Source organism: Streptomyces sp. NBC_00335 (assembly GCF_036127095.1).
Classification (GTDB): Bacteria; Actinomycetota; Actinomycetes; order Streptomycetales; family Streptomycetaceae; genus Streptomyces.
The window spans coordinates 6,717,691-6,735,065 of record NZ_CP108006.1 but is presented as its reverse complement, the minus strand read 5'-3'; the positions used below and the strand labels follow the sequence as shown (position 1 = coordinate 6,735,065).

At 71.6% G+C, this 17,375-nt stretch carries 12 protein-coding genes; 2 read left to right on the top strand and 10 right to left on the bottom strand.

Annotation, left to right across the window (positions count from 1 at the left end; all coding sequences use genetic code 11):
* Positions 1 to 111 precede the first annotated feature (111 nt).
* The 9 genes from OHA37_RS30550 to OHA37_RS30510 all read right to left on the bottom strand — a co-directional run bounded on the left by OHA37_RS30550 (position 112) and on the right by OHA37_RS30510 (position 12,017).
* Positions 112 to 1,713: a pseudouridine synthase gene (locus tag OHA37_RS30550; RefSeq protein ID WP_266909908.1), complete on the bottom strand. Its 1,602-nt coding sequence runs from the start codon at positions 1,711 to 1,713 to the stop codon at positions 112 to 114.
* Positions 1,713 to 2,345, bottom strand: a complete 633-nt coding sequence (gene scpB / locus OHA37_RS30545; RefSeq protein ID WP_266909906.1) for an SMC-Scp complex subunit ScpB — start codon at positions 2,343 to 2,345, stop codon at positions 1,713 to 1,715. The genes OHA37_RS30550 and scpB overlap by 1 nt, the downstream gene beginning before the upstream one ends.
* Positions 2,342 to 3,415, bottom strand: coding sequence for a segregation and condensation protein A (locus OHA37_RS30540; protein ID WP_266909904.1), 1,074 nt, complete (start codon positions 3,413 to 3,415; stop codon positions 2,342 to 2,344). The genes scpB and OHA37_RS30540 overlap by 4 nt, the downstream gene beginning before the upstream one ends.
* Before the next feature lie 388 nt (positions 3,416 to 3,803).
* Complete coding sequence (locus tag OHA37_RS30535; protein WP_266876780.1) at positions 3,804 to 4,295, bottom strand: hypothetical protein; 492 nt, start codon at positions 4,293 to 4,295, stop codon at positions 3,804 to 3,806.
* Positions 4,280 to 5,317 carry a ParA family protein gene (locus OHA37_RS30530; RefSeq protein ID WP_266909901.1) on the bottom strand — a complete coding sequence of 346 codons (1,038 nt, stop codon included), beginning with the start codon at positions 5,315 to 5,317 and terminating at the stop codon, positions 4,280 to 4,282. The genes OHA37_RS30535 and OHA37_RS30530 overlap by 16 nt, the downstream gene beginning before the upstream one ends.
* A 449-nt stretch (positions 5,318 to 5,766) precedes the next feature.
* Complete coding sequence (ald, locus tag OHA37_RS30525; RefSeq protein WP_266909899.1) at positions 5,767 to 6,882, bottom strand: alanine dehydrogenase; 1,116 nt, start codon at positions 6,880 to 6,882, stop codon at positions 5,767 to 5,769.
* A 152-nt stretch (positions 6,883 to 7,034) separates the two neighbouring features.
* Positions 7,035 to 9,017: an AAA family ATPase gene (locus OHA37_RS30520; RefSeq protein WP_266909897.1), complete on the bottom strand. Its 1,983-nt coding sequence runs from the start codon at positions 9,015 to 9,017 to the stop codon at positions 7,035 to 7,037.
* A gap of 634 nt (positions 9,018 to 9,651) precedes the next feature.
* Positions 9,652 to 10,284, bottom strand: a complete 633-nt coding sequence (locus OHA37_RS30515) for an NUDIX domain-containing protein (RefSeq protein WP_266909895.1) — start codon at positions 10,282 to 10,284, stop codon at positions 9,652 to 9,654.
* Between the two features lie 80 nt (positions 10,285 to 10,364).
* Complete coding sequence (locus tag OHA37_RS30510; RefSeq protein WP_266909893.1) at positions 10,365 to 12,017, bottom strand: CTP synthase; 1,653 nt, start codon at positions 12,015 to 12,017, stop codon at positions 10,365 to 10,367.
* Positions 12,018 to 12,487: 470 nt separating this feature from the next.
* On the opposite strand from OHA37_RS30510, the gene OHA37_RS30505 reads away from it, so the two are divergent.
* Entirely contained in the window at positions 12,488 to 14,293 is a 1,806-nt protein-coding gene (locus OHA37_RS30505; protein ID WP_266909891.1) for a glycoside hydrolase family 15 protein, read from the top strand.
* Positions 14,294 to 14,344: 51 nt separating this feature from the next.
* Positions 14,345 to 15,727, top strand: coding sequence for an FAD-binding oxidoreductase (locus OHA37_RS30500; protein WP_266909889.1), 1,383 nt, complete (start codon positions 14,345 to 14,347; stop codon positions 15,725 to 15,727).
* 15 nt (positions 15,728 to 15,742) lie between these two features.
* On the opposite strand, the gene OHA37_RS30495 is transcribed toward OHA37_RS30500, so the two are convergent.
* Complete coding sequence (locus OHA37_RS30495; protein ID WP_266909887.1) at positions 15,743 to 17,374, bottom strand: flavin monoamine oxidase family protein; 1,632 nt, start codon at positions 17,372 to 17,374, stop codon at positions 15,743 to 15,745.
* Position 17,375: the final 1 nt, after the last annotated feature.

The following is a 17,375-nucleotide window of genomic DNA, read 5'->3' as shown; positions in this document are numbered from 1 at the left end:
TCAGGTTGACTATAAACAGGCTCCGGGGTCCCGCACAACCAAAAAACCCGCGGCGCCCGAAGGCACCGCGGGTTCTGGAGGCCCGTGTGGGGCCGTGCTTCTGGCCGGGCCCTAGAGACCGACCTCGCGCATGAGCATGCCGACCTCGGTGTTGGTCAGGCGGCGCAGCCAGCCGGACTTCTGGTCACCGAGCTCGATCGGGCCGAACGAGGTCCGCACGAGCTTCTCGACCGGGAAGCCGGCCTCGGACAGCATGCGGCGGACGATGTGCTTGCGGCCCTCGTGGAGGGTCACCTCGACCAGGTAGTTCTTGCCGAGCTGGTCGACGACGCGGAAGTGGTCGGCGCGGGCGTAGCCGTCCTCCAGCTCGATGCCGTCCTTGAGGCGCTTGCCGATGTCGCGCGGCAGCGGGCCGGTGATGGCGGCGACGTAGGTCTTCTTCACGCCGTACTTCGGGTGCGTGAGGCGGTGGGCCAGCTCACCGTGGTTGGTGAGCAGGATGATGCCCTCGGTCTCGGTGTCGAGCCGGCCGACGTGGAAGAGACGCGTCTCGCGGTTGGTGACGTAGTCACCGAGGCACTGGCGGCCGTCCGGGTCCTCCATGGTGGAGACGACGCCGGCCGGCTTGTTCAGCGCGAAGAACAGGTACGACTGGGTGGCGACGGTCAGGCCGTCCACCTTGATCTCGTCCGAGGGCTTCACGCGCTTGCCCTGCTCCAGGACGATCTCGCCGTTGACCTCGACGCGCGCCTGCTCGATGAGCTCCTCGCACGCACGGCGCGAACCCATGCCGGCACGGGCGAGCACCTTCTGCAGACGCTCACCCTCCTCCTCGGCGCCCGGGAAGGTCTTCGGAGTCTTGATCACGGGCTTGTCGGCGTACCGGTCGCGCACGCGCTCCTCGATCCGCGCCTCCAGCTCGCGCGGCTTGGACTGGCCGCTGCGGGAGCCGGGGCCGATGCGCGGGCCGCCGGCGCCGCCGATGCCCGGGGTACGGGAGACCTTCGGGCCGCCCTTGGCGCCACCGCGGGCCGCAGCGCCGCGCGCACCGCCACCGCGGTTGCCGTCGGCCGCGCCGCGGGCACCGCCGCCGCCCGCCTTGGCACCGCCGCGGCCGTTGCGCTCGCCCTCGGGGCCCACGTCGTAGCGACGCTCCTCGGGGCGGGGGTTGCGGATGCGGGGGGCCTGCTCGCGGTCACGGTCGGAGCTGCCGCCCTGGTAACCGCCGGAGGAGCCGCCACCCTGGTAACCGCCACCGGAGGAGCCGCCGCGGGAGCCGCCACCCTGGTAACCGCCACCGGAGGAGCCGCCGCGGGAGCCGCCACCCTGGTAGCCACCGCCCGAGCTGCCGCCGCGGGAGCCGCCGCCGGAGCTGCCGCCACCCTGGTAGCCACCACCGGAGGAGCCGCCGCGGGAGCCGCCACCCTGGTAGCCACCACCCGAGGAGCCGCCGCGGGAGCCGCCGCCGGAGCTGCCGCCACCCTGGTAGCCACCACCGGAGGAGCCGCCGCGGGAGCCGCCACCCTGGTAGCCACCACCCGAGGAGCCGCCGCGGGAGCCGCCTCCCGAGCCGCTGCCGCCGCCGGAGCCGCCACCGCGGTAGCCACCACCGCCGCCGCTGGAGGAGCCGCCGCGGGGGGAGCTACCTCGCCCGCCACCACCGCCGCCGCTGTTCCTGTTGCCGCCACCGTTGCCGTTGCCGCTGCTTCGCATCAAAGTTCCGTCGTCTTGTCGTCTTCATCGGTATCCGGAGAGTCCGGATCGAACGACGGAACACCCTCTTGCGTCTCGGCTTCGATCGCGTCCGCCTCGGGGAGGAAGGGCGCGAGCTCCGGGAGCTCGTCCAGGCCACGCAGGCCCATCCGCTCCAGAAAGTAGTTCGTCGTCCTGTACAGGATCGCACCTGTTTCGGGTTCCGTCCCCGCCTCCTCCACCAGACCCCGCTGGAGGAGGGTGCGCATGACCCCGTCGCAGTTGACTCCGCGCACCGCCGAGACCCGCGACCGGCTGACCGGCTGGCGGTACGCGACCACGGCCATCGTCTCCAGCGCCGCCTGGGTGAGACGGGCCTGCTGGCCGTCCAGGACGAAGGCCTCCACCGCCGGCGCGTAGTCCGCCCGGCTGTAGAACCGCCAGCCCCCGGCGACGAGCCGCAATTCGAATCCGCGGCCCTGGACCTCGTACTCGTCCACCAGCTCGCGCAGCGCCCGCGCGACCTCGCGCGGGGTCCGCTCCAGCACCTTCGCCAGGTGCGCCTCGGTCGCCGGCTCGTCCACGACCATGAGGACCGCCTCCAGGGCGGGCTTCAACGCCAGCCCGGCCACGGGGGCCGCCGTCTCGCTCATTCCTTGACCTCCACGATCTGGTCGAACTCGTCCGTCACCGTCGGCATGCCGTCCCCGTCCCCGCCGCTCCAGCGCACCGTGAGCGTCGCCAGGGCCTCCTCCTGGTCCAGGACCACCGCCTTCTCCCGGTAGAGCTCCAGGAGGGCCAGGAAGCGCGCCACGACGGTGAGGGTGTCGGCGGCGTCCTCGGTGAGCTCCTGGAAGGTGGCCTCGCCGCGCGCCTTGAGCAGCGCCACGACCAGCCCGGCCTGCTCCCGGACGCTCACGAGGGGCGCGTGGATGTGGTCCACGTACACCTGGGGCTTCGCCCGGGGCTGCATGGCCTTGACCGCGAGCCGCGCCAGACCCTCGCCGCCGATGCTGATGACCACCTCGGGGAGCAGCTCGGCGAGGTGGGGTTCCAGCCCGACGGTGCGCGGGTAGCGCTTGCCCTCGGTCTCGGCCCGGTCCTGGAAGATGTCGGCGATCCGCTTGTACGCCCGGTACTGCAGCAGCCGCGCGAACAGCAGGTCCCGGGCCTCCAGCAGCGCGAGGTCCGCCTCGTCCTCGACCTCGGCGACGGGCAGCAGCCGGGCCGCCTTCAGGTCGAGCAGGGTGGCGGCGACGACGAGGAACTCGGTCGTCTGGTCGAGGTCCCAGTCGGGCCCCATCGCACGGATGTGCGCCATGAACTCGTTGGTGACCTCCGACAGCGCGACCTCGGTGACGTCGAGCTTGTGCCGGGAGATCAACTGCAGCAGCAGGTCGAAGGGCCCCTCGAAGTTCCCGAGGTGCACCGTGAACCGCCCGTCCTCGGCCGAGGACGCGGGAGGCACCGCCAGGGTCTCCAGGGAAGCCGGTACGGCCCCCTCGATCCCCTCAACCTCCCCGGCCCTCTCGGGGCCCCCGGGGCCGCCCTCGGGGGCCTCCTCGGCCTCTCCTGGCCTCTCGGGCTCCCCAGGGGCCTCAGGGACCGGTACGGCCACGACAGGAGGTCCGGGGAGCTCCCTCTCCTCCTCCGGTACGGAGACACCCGGGCCGCGGCCCAGCGAGCGGCGGGGCGGGAGGCCGGGTTCGGCGGGAGGGGGCATCGCGGTCCAGGGAGGTACGGAACGAACGGCTGGCTGACCAGGGCCGAAACCCAAGCCCCTAACCCTCCCACGCACGACCGCACGGAACCCCCGGGGACGCCGGGCAAATCCAGCCCGCCCCGAAATCCAGCCCGCCCCGCCAATTCCAGCCCGTCCGGCGCTTGAGGACCGGGGTCTGGGGCGGAGCCCCAGGGTCGTCCAGCCCGTCCGGCGTTTGAGGACCGGGGTCCGGGCAGCGCCCGGGGAACGGCGGAAGGGCGGGTAGGGGAGCTCCGCCCCGCGCAGCGGCAAAGGTCACGGCGGGGACTTCGCCCCGCAGGGCACGCCAGCCACGGCACCGCACACGGCGAGGGCGCCGGGACGAGCCCGGCCAAGCCCCCGCAGGGGCTCAGCGCCCCCGCAACCGCCGCACCAGGATGCTCGCGTCACCGCGGGACTCCAGGTCCGCCAGAACCACCGCGACGGCCTCACGCACGATCCGGCCCCGGTCGACCGCCAGACCGTGCTCCCCGCGCAGCACCAGCCGCGCGTGTTCCAGGTCCATGAGCTCCTCGGCGGAGACGTAGACCGTGATCTTCTCGTCGTGCCGCTCACGCCCGCTGGGCCGCCGGTTCGCACCCCGGCCCTGCCCCTTGCCCCGGCCGGGGGTGGGGGCGGGGACGGCGTTACCGGAACCTTCCTGCGGCCTACGCTGCGGGCCGACGCCCGGCTCCGTACCGGCCTCAGCCTCCCGGCTGCGGCCCTCTCCCGCCGTGCCCTCCGCGGCCGAAGCCGCGTGCTCCACGCCCCGCGCCGAGTTCGGCGAGGAGGACGTCAGCGCCATCCCCCCGGTCGTACGGAACAGTTCGTCGGCTCCGGGCAGACTCACTCGGCGGGACACCGGGCGAGCACCTCCCTGGCCAGCTGGCGATAGGCGGCGGCACCGACGGAGTTGGAGGCGTACGTGGTGATCGGCTCGCCGGCGACCGTGGTCTCCGGGAACCGCACCGTACGGCCGATGACCGTGTGGTAGACGTGCTCGTCGAAGGCCTCGACGACGCGCGCCAGCACCTCACGGCTGTGCACCGTGCGGGAGTCGTACATCGTGGCGAGGATGCCGTCGAGCTCCAACTCCGGGTTGAGCCGCTCCTGCACCTTCTCGATGGTCTCGGTCAGCAGCGCCACACCGCGCAGTGCGAAGAACTCGCACTCCAGCGGCACGATGACCTTGTGAGCCGCCGTCAGGGCGTTCACGGTCAGCAGACCGAGCGAGGGCTGACAGTCGATCACGATGTAGTCGTAGTCGGGCAGCAGGGGCTTCAGGGCCCGCTGCAGCGTCGACTCGCGCGCGACCTCGCTGACCAACTGCACTTCGGCGGCGGACAGGTCGATGTTGCTCGGCAGCAGGTCCATGTTGGGGACCGCCGTCTTCAGCAGCACCTCGTCGGCCGACATGCCCCGCTCCATGAGCAGGTTGTAGACCGTCAGGTCGAGTTCCATCGGGTTGACCCCGAGGCCGACCGACAGCGCGCCCTGCGGGTCGAAGTCGACGAGCAGCACTCGGCGCCCGTACTCCGCCAGCGCCGCACCCAGGTTGATGGTCGACGTGGTCTTGCCCACGCCGCCCTTCTGGTTGCACATCGCGATGATCGTCGCCGGACCGTGATCGGTCAGCGGACCCGGGATCGGGAAGTACGGCAGCGGCCGTCCGGTCGGGCCGATCCGCTCACGGCGCTGGCGTGCAGCGTCGGGAGCGAGAGTGGCCGCGTACTCGGGGTCGGGCTCGTACTCCGCGTCCGGGTCGTAGAAATGCCCCTCGGGCACCTGTTCGTAGTCGGCGAAACCCACGGGCTTGTCGCCGCTCGGGTCGCCGGCCCTGGAGTTCACGTCTAGGCCGTCCATGCTCTTTTGGGGCGTCGTCATGTGCTGGTGGTTTGCGAAGGTGCGGACCGCTACGGATCCCACGGCTTCGATTCCGGCAGGACCCTGGCCCCGCGCAGGCCCTCCTGCTCGACCACCTCCAGGAGCAAATGTCGACTCATTCACAAGTCGTCTTACCTCCTCGGACGTGACCAGGACACTTATCGATAGGTCAGCGTGGCACCATGCCGACGGTTGGCGACTCTATGGCGTGTCACCACTCAGCGGCAACACAATCCGCCGGACCCACCGCGATGTGTCGGCAACCGAACACCACTCTGTCAAGGGCGTACGAGCTGTCGCCGGGAAGTTTCGCAGGTGTGCGAAAGGGTTAAAGGGTTACGTTCGAGGCGAGTTGAGCGGCCCCGCCGGGGACTCCGGGAACGCCTCCGGCCGGACCTCGCGAGCAAGGTCCGGCCGGATACGTGAGATTGACGTCAGTCGTTGACGAATCAGCCGAGCAGCGAGCTCAGCTCAAGGGTCTCGAGACCGTGCGCCTCGGCGACCTCGCGGTAAACGACCTGGCCGTCATGGGTGTTGAGGCCCAGCGCGAGCGCCGGGTCGCGACGCAGCGCCTCGACCCAGCCGAGGTTCGCGAGCTGCACGATGTAGGGCAGCGTGGCGTTGGTGAGCGCGTAGGTGGAGGTGTTCGGCACCGCGCCCGGCATGTTGGCGACGCAGTAGAAGACCGAGTTGTGGACCTGGAAGGTCGGCTCGGCGTGAGTGGTCGCGCGGGAGTCCTCGAAGCAGCCGCCCTGGTCGATCGCAATGTCGACAAGGACACTTCCGGGCTTCATCTTGGCGACGAGCTCGTTGGTGACCAGCTTCGGGGCCTTCGCACCCGGGATCAGCACCGCGCCGATGACGAGGTCGGCCTCGATGACGGCCTTCTCCAGCTCGAAGGCGTTGGAGACGATCGTCTTGATCTTCGTGCCGAAGATCTTGTCGGCCTCGCGGAGCTTGTTGATGTCGCGGTCCAGCAGGGTCACGTGGAAGCCCATGCCGACGGCGATCTGCACGGCGTTCCAGCCGGAGACGCCGCCGCCGATGACCACGCACTCGCCGGCGTGGGTGCCGGGGACGCCGCCGGGGAGCACGCCGCGGCCGCCGACCGAGCGCATCAGGTGGTAGGCGCCGACCTGCGGGGCCAGACGGCCCGCGACCTCGGACATCGGGGCGAGCAGCGGGAGGGCGCGGTTCGCCGTCTCGACCGTCTCGTACGCGATGGCGGTGGTGCCGGACTCCAGCAGGGCGTCCGTGCACTCGCGGGAGGCCGCGAGGTGCAGGTAGGTGAAGAGGGTCTGGTCCTTGCGGAGGCGGTGGTACTCCTCGGCGATGGGCTCCTTGACCTTCAGCAGCAGGTCGGCGGTCGCCCAGACCTCGTCGGCGGTGCCGAGGATCTCGGCGCCGGCGGACACGTACTCCGCGTCCGTGATCGAGGAGCCCACACCGGCGTTCTGCTCGACGAAGACCTGGTGGCCGTTGCGGACCAGCTCATGCACGCCGGCAGGCGTGATGGCGACCCGGAACTCGTTGTTCTTGACCTCGCGGGGGATGCCGACCTTCATCGTGGCTCACGGTCCTTGGCTCAGGGGATTTTTCGGGCTACTTCAATACAAACCCGTCCACAAGAACGCGCAACGGGATGCACCAGAGGATGACCTGGTGAAGCCAGTCTAATGAAGGATGAGCGGCTGTCTAGCCTTGCAAAGTAATAATCTCAGTCGGAAACGCTGCGGATTTCGCAGGCTGCGGGGTCATCTCCCAGCAATCTGTCGGCCGCGGACCTGTGCAGCCTGGCCGCCGCGGGATCCCCGAGCCGGTCCAGCGTGTCCGCCAGCCGCACCTGGAGCGCGGCCTGAAGCCGCAGGTCCCCGGCCTTGCGCGCGAGCTCCACCGCCTCCCGGCAGGTGTGCAGCGATTCCTCGGGCCGGCCCGCGTACTCCTGGATCCGCGCCATCTCGCTCAACGCCTTTGCCTGGCCGGGGACATCGGCCAGCTTCCGGTAGCCGGCCGAGGCCGCCCGCCAGTTCCGCAGCGCGTCCCCGTACCGGCCCGCGTAGGTGTGCACGTTCCCCAGCCGCCCGTACAGCCGCGCCTCGTCCGCGCGCTCCCCCCGCGCGAGGGCGTGGGACAGGGCCCGGCCGAACCAGTCGGAGGCCCGGTGCCAGTCGCCCAGCTCCTGGTGCGCGCCGCCTACGGATTCCATCGCGCGGCCCGACGCGTACGGGTCGTTCGCCGACTTTCCCGCGTCCAGCGCGGCCCGGTAGCGGTCCAGCGCCTCGCGCGTCCGGCCGGTCTCGGCGTCCAGATCGGCCAGGTTCAGCAGCGCGGCGGCCTGCTCCCGGTACAGATCGCGCCGCTCGGCCACGTCCAGCACGAGCCGGTGCAGCCCGTACAGCTCGGGCGCGGCCCCGGCGGTGCCGCGGTGCTCGGACAGCGCCCCCGCCAGCGCCGCCACGAACCTGCGCGCCAGGGTGTCCAGCTCCCCGTCGGCCACGGCCAGCGAGGCGGCGGCCAGCAGCGCGGGCAGCCGCGTGTCCAGCCAGGTCTCCGCGGCCCGCCGGTCGGCGAAGCGCAGCGCGCGCGGCACCCCGTCGAGCTTCTCCGGCTCCCCGACGGGTCCGTCGTGCCCCTCCGCATCCGGCTCCGCCATCGCCCGGCAGGAGAGCAGCAGCCGTACGGTGCGCTCCAGCATCCGGGCCCGGGCGAGCTGGACCTCGGCGGGCCGCTCCTTGGCTTCCAGCAGGGCCTGGAGCAGCGGCGCGAGGCAGCCGGGCAGCAAGTACAGCCCGTCATGGGCGGACCTGAGCAGCCCCAGCGCGGCGAAATCCTCCAGGGTCGACTGCGCGGCGGCCACGGAGCAGCCGGCGAGGGCGGAGGCCACGTGGGAGTCGACGAGGCCCGCGGGGGCAAGCGGAAGCAACCGCAGGGTCCGCTGGGCGGGCTGCGGGAGGGATTCGTAGACGAGCCTGAAGGCCTTGGCCAGCGGGCCGCCGACACCGCCGGGCATATCGTGCAGCTGCTTGCCCACGTCCGCCACGGAAGCCTTGGGGCGCGCGGCGAGCCAGCCGCCGGCCAGGGCCAGCGCGGCGGGCTGGCCGCCGCACTCCTCGGCGAGGGCTTCGGCCGCGCGCGGGTCGTTGGCGACGCGGACGTCGCCGATGCGCTGGACGAGCATGCGGACGGCCGAGGGGGTGTCGAGGCCGCCGAGGGTGCAGGGGCGGACATCCGGAATCCCGGTCAGCGGGCCCTCGGCGGTGACGACGACCAGGCACTCGGGGGTGTCCGGCAGCAGGGCGTCGACCTGGTGCGGATCGGAGGCGTCGTCGACGAGGAGGACCATGCGGCGGCCGGTCAGGGCCGTGCGCAGGGCCGAGCTGAGATCGTCCTCGGCGGCGCCGGGCGGGGTGGGCTGCCCGAGCCCCTCCAGAAGGGTGCGGACGGCACGCTCGGTGGCGACGGTCTCCCCCGTGGGGGCGGTGAGGCGGACCTTCAGGACCCCGTCCGGATAGTCGTCGGCGATCTCGCGGACCAGCGCTTCGGCGAGTGCGGTCCGGCCGGAGCCGGGTCGCCCCGCGACGAGCAGCACGCGGGCCCGCGGCGACTTGGCCTTGCGGCCGGAGAGGGTGTCGAGCCCGGTTCGCGCGATGTCCTCGCGGAGCTCCTTGAGCTCACGCCGCCGCCCGACGAAATCCGTCACGGATCCGCTCCTCTCGCTGCCTTCGGATTGCGAGCGTAGTTCACACAGAGCGACGGACCGGGTGGAGCGCGGCGGACAAATCGCCCGATCGGATCAGCGGATGGGCACATTTTCTCCTTCCTCACGCGCCACTGCGCCGAACTCCGCGGCAGGGTCTGGGCGAGGGTGCGGCCACGGCCGCCTGTTGCCGGTCCCGGGTGCGTGAGCCCTGCGGGGCGAAGTCCCCTACCCGCCCTTCCCCCGTTCCCAGGGCCGGCCCTGCCCCGGTCCTCAAACGCCGGACGGGCTGAAAGCACAAGGGCCCCGGGCTGCGCCCGAACCCCTCTGGGGCTCCGCCCCAGACCCCGGTCCTCAAACGCCGGACGGCTGAATTGGCGCGGCCCGGGTCGGGGACGGGGGCGGGGTGGGGTGTCGGCCTGGACGTAGAGCGTGATTTGTGGCGCAGGTAGAGCCCAAACCCTGTCGGAGTAAAGGAAGGGGCGCCTAAATCATGCAGTCCAGGCCGACACCCCACCCCGCCCCCGGCACCGACCCCCACCCGCAGCCAGCCCGCGCCCAGGCAAACCCCAGCCCCGCCGGCGTTTGAGGCGCAGGGCCCCGGGGACCGGCCCCCGGCAACGGCGCCCCGCCAGGCCTACGCCTCGTACGGCCGGGCCGGCCAAGGGGCGTCCGCCGGCCGGAGGGAGGCCAGGGCCGGGTCGGCGGCCAGGGCGGCCGACAGCGCCAGGGCTCCCGTGACGAGCCCGGGATTGGCCAGCTCGCCCGCCAGGGCGCCCCGTACCAGCTCCGGCAACGGCACCCACGCCAGCTCCATGTCCGCCTCCTCCGAGCCGGACTCCGCGTAGCGTTCGCCGTCCGCCTCAGAGACCCCCCTCGCGAGGAAGATCCGGATGGCCTCGTCCGAACCGCCGGGGGACGCGTAGAAGTCGGCCAGCACCCGCCAGTCCTCGGCCTTGACGTGCGCCTCCTCCGCGAGCTCGCGCTGCGCCCCGTGCAGCGGGTTCTCCCCCACGACGTCCAGGAGCCCCGCCGGGAGCTCCCACAGCCGCCGCCGCACCGGGTGGCGGTACTGGCTCAGCACCAGCACCCGTCCCGCGTCGTCCAGGGCGAGCACGCACACCGACCCGGGGTGCACCTGGTAGTCGCGGCGGGCCACGGACCCGTCCGGCATCCGTACCTCGTCGGAGGCGACCGCCGTCTTCGCACCCTGGAACGGCCGCTGCGTCGACACCGTCTCCCAGGATTCCGCAGTGTCCTTGATCTCCATGCCCCGAAGCCCTCCACAACGCGCGACAGCCGGGGTACGGATCTCCGTACCCCGGCTGCCAACGTTATGCGGTCGTGCGGCTACTTCGCGGCCTGCTGCCGCTCCACGGCCGCCTTGACCAGACCCGCGAACAGCGGGTGCGGGCGCGTCGGGCGCGAGCGCAGCTCCGGGTGGGCCTGGGTGGCCACCAGGTAGGGGTGGACCTCGCGCGGGTACTCGACGTACTCGACGAGCTTGTTGTCCGGGGAGGCGCCGGAGAAGACCAGGCCGGCCTTCTTCTCCAGCTCGCCGCGGTAGGCGTTGTTGACCTCGTAGCGGTGGCGGTGGCGCTCGTCCACGTACGCCTGGTCTCCGTAGACCTCGCGCACGATGGAGCCCTCGGCGAGCTTCGCCGGGTACATGCCCAGGCGCATGGTGCCGCCCAGGTCGCCCGCGCCCTCGACGAAGGCCAGCTGCTCCTCCATCGTGGAGATCACCGGGTTCGGGGTGGAGGCGTCGAACTCGGTGGAGTTCGCGTCCTCGATGCCCGCGAGGTTCCGCGCGGCCTCGATGACCACGCACTGCAGACCCAGGCACAGGCCGAGCAGCGGGACCTTGTTCTCGCGGGCGTAGGTGATCGCGCCGACCTTGCCGTTGACGCCGCGGTCGCCGAAGCCGCCGGGGACGCAGATCGCGTCCACGTCGCCGAGCACCGCCGCGGCCCCGGCCGGGGTCTTGCAGTCGTCGGAGGTGACCCACTTGATCTGGACGCGGGCCCGGTTGGCGAAGCCGCCGGCGCGCAGCGCCTCGGTCACCGACAGGTAGGCGTCCGGCAGGTCGATGTACTTGCCGACGAGCGCGACCTTGACCTCGTGGTCGGGGTTGTGGACCCGGTCGAGCAGGTCCTCCCAGACGGTCCAGTTGACGTCGCGGAAGGGCAGGTCGAGCTTGCGCACGACGTACGCGTCCAGGCCCTCGGTGTGCAGGACCTTGGGGATGTCGTAGATCGACTTGGCGTCGATCGCGGCGACCACGGCCTCCTCGTCGACGTCGCACATCAGCGAGATCTTGCGCTTGATGGAGGTCGGGACCTCGCGGTCGGCGCGCAGCACGATCGCGTCGGGCTGGATGCCGATGTTGCGCAGCGCCGCCACCGAGTGCTGGGTGGGCTTGGTCTTCAGCTCGCCGGAGGGGCCGATGTAGGGCAGCAGCGAGATGTGCACGACGAAGACGTTGTCGCGGCCGACCTCGTGGCGGACCTGGCGGACGGTCTCCAGGAACGGCAGCGACTCGATGTCGCCGACGGTGCCGCCGACCTCGGTGATGACGACGTCGACGTCGTCGGTCGCCATGCGGCGGATGCGGTGCTTGATCTCGTTGGTGATGTGCGGGATGACCTGCACGGTGTCACCGAGGTACTCGCCGCGCCGCTCCTTGGCGATGACCTGCGAGTAGACCTGGCCGGTGGTGACGTTGGCCGAGCCGTCGAGGTCGACGTCGAGGAAGCGCTCGTAGTGACCGATGTCCAGGTCGGTCTCGGCGCCGTCGTTGGTGACGAACACCTCGCCGTGCTGGAACGGGTTCATCGTGCCGGGGTCGACGTTCAGGTACGGGTCGAGCTTCTGCATCGTGACCCGAAGACCGCGCGCCTTCAGCAGCGCACCCAGGCTGGAGGCCGTCAGGCCCTTGCCGAGGGAGGAAGCGACACCCCCGGTGACGAAGATGTGCTTGGTCGTCATGGATTTGGGCGGCATCGCCAAGAGGGGGCTCCCGTGGTCGCGAGGTGAGGTGCGTCCGGCGCCGGCCACCATCGAACCGGAGGGTCTCAGGGGGCGCCGAAGCTGCGGTTTCGGGGCTCCTGATTCGCACAGGCAGACCACCGGTCCACGGGATACCAGCCTATCAGCGCCCGGGCCGGTCCGCCTCCGGCCACGCGGCGGGGCCCGAGCGGAGGCGTCCGCGGGGCCTGCCACGGCGGTATCGCCGCTGCTCACCCGTTCGGCCGAACCCCATTGTTGCCAGGCTGACGGGGATCACTAGGGTGCCGTCTTGTCCTGCTCGGATCTCGATCACATCCCCGCCGAGCGGCCCCGCGAACGGCGTAACCCGTCCGGTTCCGGAATCATGGGCTGGACGCGGACATCCACATCACCGGAGAATCCGCGGCATCGCGCAATGCAAGCGCCCTTCGGGGCGGACGTGGCTGTTCGACTGGAGATGCAACGTGTCCGGGCGCATCGAGGATTACGCACTGATCGGCGACATGCAGACCGCGGCATTGGTCTGCCGGGACGGGGCGGTGGACTGGCTGTGCCTGCCACGCTTCGATTCCCATGCCGTCTTCGCGAGCATTCTCGGCACCGAGGAACACGGGTTCTGGCGGATCGGCCCGGCGTTCCCGGCCGGTACCGAGGCCCCGCGTGCCACCCGGCGCCGCTACCGCGGTGACTCGCTGGTCCTGGAGTCCGAGTGGGACACCCCGCGCGGCACGGTCCGAGTGATCGACTTCATGCCGCCCCGCGAGGACCACGCACCGCAGATCATCCGCATCGTGGAGGGCATCAGCGGGCGCGTCCCCATGCGCTCCGCGCTGCGCATGCGCTTCAGCTACGGCCGGGTGGTGCCCTGGGTGCACCGGGTCGACGACCGCACCGTGGCCGTGGCGGGCCCCGATTCGGTCTGGCTGGACACCGAGGCGCAGACGTACGGCAAGGACCTGACGACGTACTCCGACTTCACCGTCGGGCCGGGCGACCGGATGGCCTTCTGCATCAGCTGGCAGCCCTCGCACAAGGAGCCTCCGCAGCCGCCCGAGCCCGAGGAGGCGCTCACCGCGACCACCGAGTTCTGGCGGGACTGGGTCGAGCAGTGCACGTACCACGGCCCCTACCGGGAGGCGGTGGTCCGCTCCCTGATCACCCTCAAGGCGCTCACGTACGCCCCCACGGGCGGGATCGTCGCCGCGCCCACCACCTCCCTCCCGGAGGAGATCGGCGGGGTCCGCAACTGGGACTACCGCTACACCTGGCTCCGCGACGCCGCCATCACCCTGTCCTCGCTGCTGCGCACCGGATACCGCGAGGAGGCCCGTGCCTGGCGCGAGTGGCTGCTGCGGGCGGTGGCCGGCGACCCGGAGAACCTGCAGATCATGTACGGGATCGCGGGCGAGCGGGAGCTCGGCGAGACCGAGCTGGAGTGGCTGCCGGGATACGAGAACTCCCGGCCCGTCCGGGTCGGCAACGGCGCCGCGGGCCAGCTGCAGCTCGACGTGTACGGGGAGGTCACCGAGGCCCTGCACCTGGGGCACATGACGGGCCTGGCCCGCAACGACTACGCCTCGCTGCTCCAGCTCAAGCTGATCCGCTACCTGGAGACCCACTGGGACCAGCCCGACGAGGGCATCTGGGAGGTGCGCGGCCCGCGCCGGCACTTCGTGCACTCGAAGGTGATGGCGTGGGTGGCCGTGGACCGCACGATCAAGCTGATCGAGAGCGGGGACGCGGACGGCCCGCTGGAGCGGTGGCGCGAGATGCGCGACGAGATCCACCAGGACGTCTGCGAGAAGGGCTACGACAAGGAACGCAACACCTTCACGCAGTCCTACGGGTCCAAGGAGCTGGACGCGTCCCTCCTGCTGATCCCGCAGATGGGCTTCCTGCCGCCGGACGACAAGCGGGTGATCGGCACGATCGAGGCGATCCAGCGCGAGCTGTCGACCCCGGACGGCTTCATCCTGCGCTACCCGACGTCGGGTGAGGAGGCGGGCGTGGACGGCCTGGAGGGCGACGAGGGGGCCTTCCTGGCGTGCTCGTTCTGGATGGCGGACGACCTGGCGATGATCGGCCGGGTCGACGAGGCCCGCCGCCTCTTCGAGAAGCTGCTGGCGCTCCGCAACGACCTGGGGCTGCTGGCGGAGGAATGGGACCCGAAGCTCCAGCGCCAGGTCGGCAACTTCCCCCAGGCCTTCAGCCACGTCCCCCTGATCGACACGGCCCTGCGGCTGACGGCGAGCGGGGCGTACGGGGGCTGACTACCCTGGAAGGGTCGTTCACCTTTCCGCCTCTCCCGGAAGGGGGTAGCCATGGCTCCCCTCTCGAAGGCGGGCACGGCACTTGCCGAGCTCCGCGAGGACCTGTCCGGTGCCGTCCTGGTTCCGGAGGATCCGGGGTACGACGAGGCCCGCACCCTCTACAACGGGATGATCGACCGCAGGCCGGCCGTCATCGCGCAGTGCGAGAGTCCGGTGGACGTGGTGACCGCCGTGCGATTCGCACGGCGGCTCGACCTGCCGATCGCGGTGCGCGGCGGCGGCCACAGCGTGGCCGGCATGTCCCTCAACGACGGCGGCGTGGTAGTGGACCTGCGCCGGATGCAGACGGTGACGGTCCATCCCGGGGCCTCGGCCGTCCGCGTCGAGGGCGGCGCCACGATGAGCCAGCTGGACCGGGCCTGCGAGCGGTACGGGCTGGCGACCACCGGCGGCCGCGTTTCCACCACCGGGGTGGGCGGCTTCGTGCTGGGCGGCGGCACCGGGTGGCTGGACCGCAAGTTCGGCCTGGCGGTGGACAACCTGCTCGCGGTCGACCTGGTGACGGCCGACGGGGAGATGGTGACGGCGACCGCCGAGGACCACCCCGAGCTGTTCTGGGGGCTGCACGGCGGCGGCGGGAACTTCGGCATCGCGACCTCGCTGACCCTGCGGCTGCACGAGCTGCCGGACATGTCCGTCGCGTTCCTGCTGTACCTGCCGGAGCACGGGCCCGAGATGGTCCGTACGTACCGGGACGTGATGGAGGACGGGCCGCGCGAGGCCGGCGGCGGCGCCATCTACATGACGGGCCCGCCCGAGGAGTTCGTCCCGCCGCACCTGGTCGGCCTGCTGCTGGCGGGCGCGCTGATCACGTACGCGGGTCCCGTGGAGGAGCTGCGGCGGCTGGCCGCGCCGCTGCTGGCGATCCCGCACGAGGCGGAGCTGGTGACGGACCTGCCCTACCCGGACCTGCAGTGCATGCTCGACGATCCGCCGGGCATGCGGAACTACTGGTCGGCGGAGTACCTGAGCGGGGTGCCCGACGAGTTCGTGGACGTGTTCTGCGCCCGCGCGGACTCCATGCCGGTGCCGAGCGGCACCCAGCACGTGGTGTGGCCCCAGGGCGGCGCGATCGCCGAGGGTCCGGCCGACTACCCGATCTCGTTCCGCGACGCGCCCTGGGCGGTGCACCCGTTCGGAGCCTGGGAGGACCCGGCCGACGACGAGCGCGTCCGGCAGTGGGTCAAGGACGTCCGCGCCGACGTCCGGCCGTGGAGCACCGGCGCGGTCTACCTCAACTTCACCGGGGACGAGGGCGGAGACCGGGTGGCGGCGGGCCTGGGGCCCGAGAACATGCGGCGGCTGGGCCGGTTGAAGCGGGAGTACGACCCGGACAACGTCTTCCGCTTCAACCACAACATCCAGCCCGCCTGACCGCCCGCCCGGGGCTTACGTGAGGGCGGTGATGACCTCCTTCGCCGCCCGCTCCCCCTCGGTCGCCCCGCCTTCCATGAACCCCTGGAAGTCGTAGCTGCAGTGCTCGCCGCCGATGTGGATCCGGCCCTGCGCGGTGCCCTCGTACTTGGCGTACTTGTGCAGGTAGCCGGTCGGCCAGTACGAGTACGCGCCCAGTGCGTACGGATTGCGGTGCCAGGCCGATATCTGCGCCTTGCCGTTCCAGGCCGCCTTGGTGCCGGGGAAGAAGGCGTCGATCCCGGTGAGCATCCGGCCCGCGAGGGCGCGTACGTAGGGGTCGGAGTCGGTGGCGAAGGGGGTCGCCGGGGTGATCGCGCCGGCCAGGGTGCCGCCGCCGTACTGGAGCAGGATGCCGCCGTTGCCCGGCTGGACCTTGGTGGTGTCCCAGGTCTGCTGGACCTCGCTGTCGGTGAAGCAGTCCCCGGCGGAGACCCCCGGCCAGGGGCCGGTGCCGCGCCAGGGGCGGCTGGTGAACTGCATGTTGAGCTTGGTGCAGTAGCCCATGCGGGCGTCGCGCAGCAGGTTCTTCATCAGCGGGTCGAAGCCGGCGCCGGTGATGTCGATGCGCTGGAGGATCGGCAGCGGCAGGCACAGGATGGTGTGGTCGGCGACGACCGTGCGGGTGGCGCCCGCGTCGTTGAAGGTCAGCGTCTGGGTGCCGTCGGCGGAGACGCGTACGGCGACCAGCTCGCGGCCCATGACGGTCGAACCGGCGGGCAGGGCCTGGGCGATGGCGTTCGGCAGCTGATCGTTGCCGCCGGTGATGTGGTAGCGCTCGTTGGACAGGCCCCAGACGTTGAAGTTGCCCGGGTTGGGCTGGTAGCCCATCAGCAGGACCAGCGCGAGGGCGGACTGCTGATCGGTGTCGGCCCCGTACTCGACGTTGTACGCCACGTCGATGAAGCGGCCGAGCCGCGAGCCGTGTCCGCCGGGGATCCGGGTCTCGATCCACTGGTGGAGCGTCATGTTGTCCAGGGCGGTGCCCGCGGGGGTCGTGGAGTTCCAGGAGACCTCGCCGGCCTCCTGGAGGTCGCGGCGCAGGGCCTGGTAGACGGCGTTGAAGTCCACGTCGGCCTGCTCGCGGGGGTAGTACGTCCCGTTGAACCAGAGGACCTCCTCCGCCCCGTTGGGGCCGCCGCCGAGGAAGTCCTCGGTGGGGAGGTTGAAGCGGCGGCACAGCTCCAGGATCTTCTTGTGGCTGGTGTCGATCAGCTCGCCGCCGATCTCGGAGGTCTGCCCGTAGGCCCACAGGGAGCGCTGGCTCCACATCCGGCCGCCGACGCGGCTCGGGTTGGCCTCGTAGAGCGTGAAGGGGACGCCCGCGTCCTTGAGGGTGAGGGCGGCGGTCAGCCCCGAGATGCCGGCGCCGACGATGGCGACGCGGGCGGGGGTGACGGGCTTCTTGTCGGCCTCCACGGCGTGGGCGAGCGCGGGGGCGGCGGCCGCCGAGGCGACGGCGGTACCGAGGCCGAGCGCGGCGGCGCGTCCCAGGAGCTGGCGGCGGGTGGAGCCGCGGACCTCGGCGACGGGCAGGCCGAGCCGGCGGGCGGCGGCGTGTTCGGCGGCGAGCTGGCGGAGCGCGTGCATCAGTGGCGTACGGGCCATG

Excerpts from the sequence above, each read along its gene's own strand:
- OHA37_RS30515 (WP_266909895.1), bottom strand. The coding sequence starts at position 10,284 with ATGGAGATCAAGGACACTGCGGAATCCTGGGAGACGGTGTCGACGCAG.
- scpB (WP_266909906.1), bottom strand. The coding sequence starts at position 2,345 with ATGAGCGAGACGGCGGCCCCCGTGGCCGGGCTGGCGTTGAAGCCCGCC.
- OHA37_RS30510 (WP_266909893.1), bottom strand. The coding sequence starts at position 12,017 with ATGCCGCCCAAATCCATGACGACCAAGCACATCTTCGTCACCGGGGGT.
- OHA37_RS30500 (WP_266909889.1), top strand. The coding sequence starts at position 14,345 with ATGGCTCCCCTCTCGAAGGCGGGCACGGCACTTGCCGAGCTCCGCGAG.
- ald (WP_266909899.1), bottom strand. The coding sequence starts at position 6,882 with ATGAAGGTCGGCATCCCCCGCGAGGTCAAGAACAACGAGTTCCGGGTC.
- OHA37_RS30530 (WP_266909901.1), bottom strand. The coding sequence starts at position 5,317 with ATGACGACGCCCCAAAAGAGCATGGACGGCCTAGACGTGAACTCCAGG.
- OHA37_RS30540 (WP_266909904.1), bottom strand. The coding sequence starts at position 3,415 with ATGCCCCCTCCCGCCGAACCCGGCCTCCCGCCCCGCCGCTCGCTGGGC.
- OHA37_RS30495 (WP_266909887.1), bottom strand. The coding sequence starts at position 17,374 with ATGGCCCGTACGCCACTGATGCACGCGCTCCGCCAGCTCGCCGCCGAA.
- OHA37_RS30550 (WP_266909908.1), bottom strand. The coding sequence starts at position 1,713 with ATGCGAAGCAGCGGCAACGGCAACGGTGGCGGCAACAGGAACAGCGGC.